This window comes from Streptomyces sp. 13-12-16 (genome assembly GCF_002114215.1).
Classification (GTDB): Bacteria; Actinomycetota; Actinomycetes; order Streptomycetales; family Streptomycetaceae; genus Streptomyces.
Window position 1 is genome coordinate 1 of sequence record NZ_NCTE01000383.1, and the last position, 5811, is coordinate 5811.

The window sequence follows — 5811 nt, forward strand, 5'->3', positions numbered from 1 at the left end:
GTCGAGCCAGCCCCTCAGCTGCGCGAGGCGGTCGTCGGTCCAGCCGGTGGTGCCGACGACGGCGTGGATGCCGTGGCGCACGCAGAAGTCGAGGTTGCCCATGACCGAGGCGGGGGTGGTCAGCTCCACGGCGACCTGGGCGCCGTTCTCGGCCAGGGTCTCCAGCTTGTCGTCCCGGCCGAGGGCGGCCACCAGCTCCATGTCGTCGGCGGCCTCGATGGCCCGTACCGCCTCGGAACCGATCCGGCCCTTCGCACCGAGGACCGCCACGCGCAGCTTGCTCATGTTCCTTGTTTCCTTACCGGGATGGGTCAGGCGACGGCGTCGTGCAGGCGGGACGCCTGCTTGTCCTTGAGCGGGCCGATGACCGACAGGGAGGGTCGCCGTCCCAGGACGTCGCGGGCGACCGAGCGGACGTCGTCCGGGGTCACCGAGGCTATCCGGGCCAGCATGTCGTCGACCGACATCTGCTCGCCCCAGCACAGTTCGCTCTTGCCGATACGGTTCATCAGCGCGCCGGTGTCCTCGAGGCCGAGGACGGTGGAGCCCCTGAGCTGGCCGACGGCGCGCTCGATCTCGTCGTCGGGGAGTCCGTGTTCGGCGACGTGGTCGAGTTCGTCGCGGCAGATCTTCAGCACGTCGTGCACCTGGGAGGGCCTGCAGCCCGCGTACACGCCGAACAGGCCGCAGTCGGCGAAGCCGGAGGTGTACGAGTACACGCTGTAGGCCAGTCCGCGCTTCTCCCTGACCTCCTGGAAGAGGCGGGACGACATGCCGCCGCCGAGGGCGGTGTTCAGCACGCCCAGGGCCCAGCGCCGCTCGTCGGTGCGGGACAGGCCCGGCATGCCGAGGACGATGTGCGCCTGTTCCGTCTTGCGGCCGATGAGCTCGACCCGGCCGGCGGTGCGCAGCGCGCGCGAGCCGCCGCGCGGGGCGATCGGTTCGGCGGCGGCGTTCTTGAGGGCGCCGGCCTTCTCGAAGGCGGCGCGGACCTGGCGTACGACCTTGTTGTGGTCGATGTTGCCGGCGCAGGCGACCACGAGGTGGGTCGGGTCGTAGTGCTTCTTGTAGAAGCGGCGGATGCGGTCGGCGGTGAGGGCGTTGACCGTGTCGACCGTGCCGAGGACGGGGCGGCCGAGGGGGTTGTCGCCGAACATGGTGTGCGCGAACAGGTCGTGCACGCAGTCGCCCGGGTCGTCCTCGGTCATCGCGATCTCTTCGAGGATGGCGCCGCGTTCGACGTCGACGTCCTCCTCCTGGATCAGCGAGCCGGTCAGCATGTCGCACACCACGTCGATGGCGAGCGGCAGGTCGGTGTCGAGCACGCGCGCGTAGTAGCACGTGTACTCCTTGGCCGTGAACGCGTTCATCTCGCCGCCGACGGCGTCGATGGCGGAGGAGATGTCCAGGGCGGACCGGCGGGAGGTGCCCTTGAAGAGCAGGTGCTCCAGGTAGTGGGTGGCGCCGTTCAGGGCCGGGGTCTCGTCGCGGGAGCCGACGTGGGCCCAGATGCCGAAGGTCGCCGAGCGGACCGAGGGCAGCGTCTCGGTGACGATGCGCAGGCCGCCGGGGAGGGTGGTCCTGCGGACCGTACCGATGCCGTTCTCGCCCTTGATCAGGGTTTGGGTACGGGCGACGGCCCGCGCCTCCGAGGAGGTGCGGGCCGTCGTCTTGGCGCTACGGGACGTCACTGGTCGGCGTCGTCCTTCTTGTCGTTGTCGGAGGCGCCCTCTTCACCCTCGATCACGGGGATCAGGGAGAGCTTGCCGCGGGAGTCGATCTCGGCGATCTCGACCTGGACCTTCTGGCCCACGCCGAGGACGTCCTCGACGTTCTCCACGCGCTTGCCGCCGGCCAGCTTGCGGATCTGCGAGATGTGCAGCAGGCCGTCCTTGCCGGGGAGCAGGGAGACGAAGGCGCCGAACGTCGTCGTCTTCACGACCGTGCCCAGGTAGCGCTCGCCGACCTCGGGCATCGTCGGGTTGGCGATGCCGTTGATGGTCGTACGGGCGGCCTCGGCGGAGGGGCCGTCGGCGGCGCCGATGTAGATGGTGCCGTCGTCCTCGATGGTGATCTCGGCGCCGGTGTCCTCCTGGATCTGGTTGATCATCTTGCCCTTGGGGCCGATGACCTCGCCGATCTTGTCGACCGGGATCTTCACGGTGATGATCCGCGGCGCGTTCGGGGACATCTCGTCCGGCGTGTCGATCGCTTCCATCATCACGTCGAGGATGTGGAGGCGGGCGTCACGGGCCTGCTTGAGGGCGGCGGCCAGGACGGAGGCCGGAATGCCGTCCAGCTTGGTGTCGAGCTGGAGGGCGGTCACGAACTCCTTGGTGCCGGCGACCTTGAAGTCCATGTCGCCGAAGGCGTCCTCCGCACCGAGGATGTCGGTGAGGGTGACGTAGTGCGTCTCGCCCTCGATCTCCTGGGAGATCAGACCCATGGCGATACCGGCGACCGGGGCCTTCAGCGGCACACCGGCGTTCAGCAGCGACATGGTGGAGGCGCACACGGAGCCCATGGACGTCGAGCCGTTGGAGCCGAGGGCCTCGGACACCTGGCGGATCGCGTAGGGGAACTCCTCGCGCGTCGGCAGCACCGGCACGAGCGCGCGCTCGGCGAGGGCGCCGTGGCCGATCTCGCGGCGCTTCGGGGAGCCGACGCGGCCGGTCTCGCCGGTGGAGTACGGCGGGAAGTTGTAGTTGTGCATGTAGCGCTTGCGGGTCACCGGGGAGAGGGTGTCCAGCTGCTGCTCCATGCGGAGCATGTTGAGGGTGGTGACGCCCAGGATCTGGGTCTCGCCACGCTCGAACAGCGCCGAGCCGTGCACGCGCGGGATGGCCTCGACCTCGGCGGCCAGGGTGCGGATGTCGGTGACACCGCGGCCGTCGATGCGCTTCTTCTCCTTGATGACGCGCTCACGGACCAGGGACTTGGTCAGCGAGCGGTACGCGGCGGAGATCTCCTTCTCGCGGCCCTCGAACTCCGGCAGGAGCTTCTCGGCGGCGAGCGCCTTGACGCGGTCCAGCTCGGCCTCGCGCTCCTGCTTGCCGGCGATGGTCAGCGCGGAGGCGAGCTCCGGCTTGACGGCACCGGTGAGCGCCTCGAGGACGTCGTCCTGGTAGTCCAGGAAGATCGGGAACTCGCCGGTCGGCTTGGCGGCCTTGGCGGCGAGGTCGGCCTGGGCCCGGCAGAGCACCTTGATGAAGGGCTTCGCGGCCTCCAGACCGGCGGCGACGACCTCCTCGGTCGGCGCCTCGGCGCCGCCCTCGACCAGCTTGATGGTCTTCTCGGTGGCCTCGGCCTCGACCATCATGATCGCGACGTCGCCGTCCTCCAGGGTGCGGCCCGCGACGACCATGTCGAAGACGGCGTCCTCGAGCTCGGAGTGCGTCGGGAACGCCACCCACTGGCCGTTGATCAGCGCGACGCGGACGCCGCCGATCGGGCCGGAGAAGGGCAGACCGGCCAGCTGCGTGGACGCGGAGGCGGCGTTGATCGCCACGACGTCGTACAGGTGGTCGGGGTTGAGCGCCATGATCGTGGCGACGACCTGGATCTCGTTGCGCAGGCCCTTCTTGAAGGACGGGCGCAGCGGGCGGTCGATGAGGCGGCAGGTGAGGATGGCGTCCTCGGAGGGCCGGCCCTCGCGGCGGAAGAAGGACCCGGGGATGCGGCCCGCGGCGTACATCCGCTCCTCGACGTCCACCGTGAGGGGGAAGAAGTCGAGCTGGTCCTTGGGGTTCTTGGAGGCGGTGGTGGCCGACAGCACCATGGTGTCGTCGTCCAGGTAGGCCACGGCGGAGCCGGCGGCCTGGCGGGCCAGGCGGCCCGTCTCGAAGCGGATGGTGCGGGTGCCGAAGGAACCGTTGTCGATGACGGCCTCGGCGTAGTGGGTCTCGTTCTCCACTAGCGTTTTCTCCGTTACTTTGTCGTCTTTACGTCCCGCCTCGCCCGTGTGGCGGGGGGACGGGGGTGGAGAAGCGCTCCACTGGTGCGGGCCGGTCTTCGATCGAAGCTCCCGGGGATCACTCTCCCGGGGGCCACTACCGAGGACCGGCGGCGGCGAGGTGCGCTTCTCCTCGTGCGTCGTTCGTACCTATTGCGTTGTGCTACCACACTACAAAGGTGCGGTGACAGTCCGCACGTACAGCAAAGGGAGCGGTCCCCTTTCCTCGGGAACCGCTCCCTTCACGGCGTCTTACTTGGCGCCCGCCGCACCGCGGCGGATGCCGAGGCGGTCGACCAGCGCACGGAAGCGCTGGATGTCCTTCTTGGCGAGGTACTGCAGCAGCCGGCGGCGCTGACCGACCAGGATGAGCAGACCACGGCGGGAGTGGTGGTCGTGCTTGTGGGTCTTGAGGTGCTCCGTCAGGTCGGAGATCCGACGGGAGAGCAGAGCGACCTGGACCTCGGGGGAGCCGGTGTCACCCTCCTTGGTACCGAACTCGGAGATGATCTGCTTCTTCACTGCGGCGTCGAGCGACACGCGTACTCCTCATAGTCTGTGAGTGGCCACCGAGCGCCCCCGGTCTTCTTCTCGGGGGGTCTTCCATGACTCGGAAGGCGGGGATCCGCTGGGCGCGGCCTCCGGAGCGAGCCCGCTCCGGGGGTGCGTACACAAACGGCCGTCACTCAGCGTACCAGGCTGTAGCGGGGGTCTTTCCCCCGGTCCGCCGAACCGGCCGGGCCGGACGCCGCAGGCCACTAGGGTGAGCGCTCGGATCGGTTCGCACGTCGGGAAGGGGTCGCTGCGGCATGGCGGAGACGGCTGAGGAGATCAAGGCACGCAAGGAGCGGGAGAGGGACGAGCTCTACGCCCTCGACATCTCCGGTGTCGAGTGGCACAGCGCGCCGGGCACCGAGGAGCACGAGGAGCGGGTCGAGATCGCGTACCTGCCCGGCGGTGCCGTGGCCATGCGGTCCTCGCTCGACCCGGACACGGTGCTGCGGTACACGGAGGCGGAGTGGCGGGCCTTCGTACTGGGGGCGCGGGACGGCGAGTTCGACCTGGAGTCGACGCCGGGCGACGGAGGGTCCACCGCGGCCTCCGAGTGATGCGGAGACAGGACGACGGGCGGTACGCGTGCGTGCCGCCCGTTGCCGTGCGCGTCAACGAGCGTACGCCCGGGGCGGGTTGGTGGTGTCACGCATGTGATGGATCAAATGGGCCGCCTGTTGACCGTTGCATGAGTGTTGAGCGAGTTCGCCCACATAAGTAGCGAAATTTGTACGGCCTTTGGCCGCGGCACGTGGGGCGGAACAACCCGTGCCGAGGGGCGGGCGGGGCTGACGGGGTGGGGCTACTGGTGATTAGGCTGGTACCCGGCGCGACGCCAGAACCCGTGAACCGGGCCCCGGCGTCCTACGGGGAGGGCACATGGTCGCCCCCAGCACGCACGAGGGTGCTCGACCACACCAGGAGGAACTGTGAGCAGCGATCGGGACGGGACGCGCGGGGGCTGGGCGACACCCGGCGATGGCCAGCCCGACGCGGAGTCCGCCATCGAGACGACGGGCGAGTTCACCATCGACTACGCGCCGCCGGCCTGGTACACGCAGAACGCTTCGGGGAGTTCGGAGTCGGGGGCGTCGTCCGCTTCGTCGTCCTCCGGGCCCTCGCCCGCTTCGGCTCCTTCTGCTCCTTCCCCCAATGGGCCCGTTCCGCCGCTGCCGGGGCTGACTCCGCCGCCGCACGCGGTGGGGGCCGCGGGACCGTCGTCCCTTCCGGCGCAGCCGCCCGCGCCCGCGCCGGGGGCGCCCTTCACTCCGCCCGTGCCTGCACCGGGCGCCCCGTTCACGCCCCCC

Annotated in this window: 4 protein-coding genes and 3 pseudogenes; 2 read left to right on the plus strand and 5 right to left on the minus strand. The window is 69.8% G+C overall.

The window, feature by feature from the left end; translation table 11 throughout:
- The 4 genes and pseudogenes from B7767_RS15925 to rpsO all read right to left on the minus strand — a co-directional run.
- Nucleotides 1-285, minus strand: a pseudogene (locus B7767_RS15925) (4-hydroxy-tetrahydrodipicolinate reductase); the annotation flags it as partial.
- Nucleotides 286-311: 26 nt separating this feature from the next.
- Nucleotides 312-1691 (minus strand): pitrilysin family protein, encoded by a 1380-nt coding sequence (locus tag B7767_RS15930; RefSeq protein ID WP_085572767.1) that lies wholly within the window; start codon nucleotides 1689-1691, stop codon nucleotides 312-314.
- The gene (locus B7767_RS15935) at nucleotides 1688-3913 is read right to left on the minus strand and encodes a polyribonucleotide nucleotidyltransferase (protein WP_085572768.1); all 2226 of its coding nucleotides are present in this window, start codon (nucleotides 3911-3913) and stop codon (nucleotides 1688-1690) included. Before B7767_RS15935 ends, B7767_RS15930 begins: the two co-directional genes overlap by 4 nt.
- Nucleotides 3914-4204: 291 nt before the next feature.
- The gene (gene rpsO / locus B7767_RS15940; RefSeq protein WP_004924725.1) at nucleotides 4205-4492 is read right to left on the minus strand and encodes a 30S ribosomal protein S15; all 288 of its coding nucleotides are present in this window, start codon (nucleotides 4490-4492) and stop codon (nucleotides 4205-4207) included.
- Between the two features lie 269 nt (nucleotides 4493-4761).
- Between rpsO and B7767_RS15945 the strand changes: the two genes are divergently transcribed.
- Nucleotides 4762-5061 (plus strand): DUF397 domain-containing protein, encoded by a 300-nt coding sequence (locus tag B7767_RS15945; RefSeq protein ID WP_085572769.1) that lies wholly within the window; start codon nucleotides 4762-4764, stop codon nucleotides 5059-5061.
- 372 nt (nucleotides 5062-5433) lie between these two features.
- Nucleotides 5434-5514, plus strand: a pseudogene (locus B7767_RS49305) (hypothetical protein); the annotation flags it as partial.
- Nucleotides 5515-5537: 23 nt separating this feature from the next.
- Here B7767_RS49305 and B7767_RS49310 read toward each other — a convergent pair.
- A pseudogene (locus B7767_RS49310) lies at nucleotides 5538-5811 on the minus strand (hypothetical protein); the annotation flags it as partial.

Excerpts from the sequence above, each read along its gene's own strand:
- B7767_RS15945 (WP_085572769.1), top strand. The coding sequence starts at position 4,762 with ATGGCGGAGACGGCTGAGGAGATCAAGGCACGCAAGGAGCGGGAGAGG.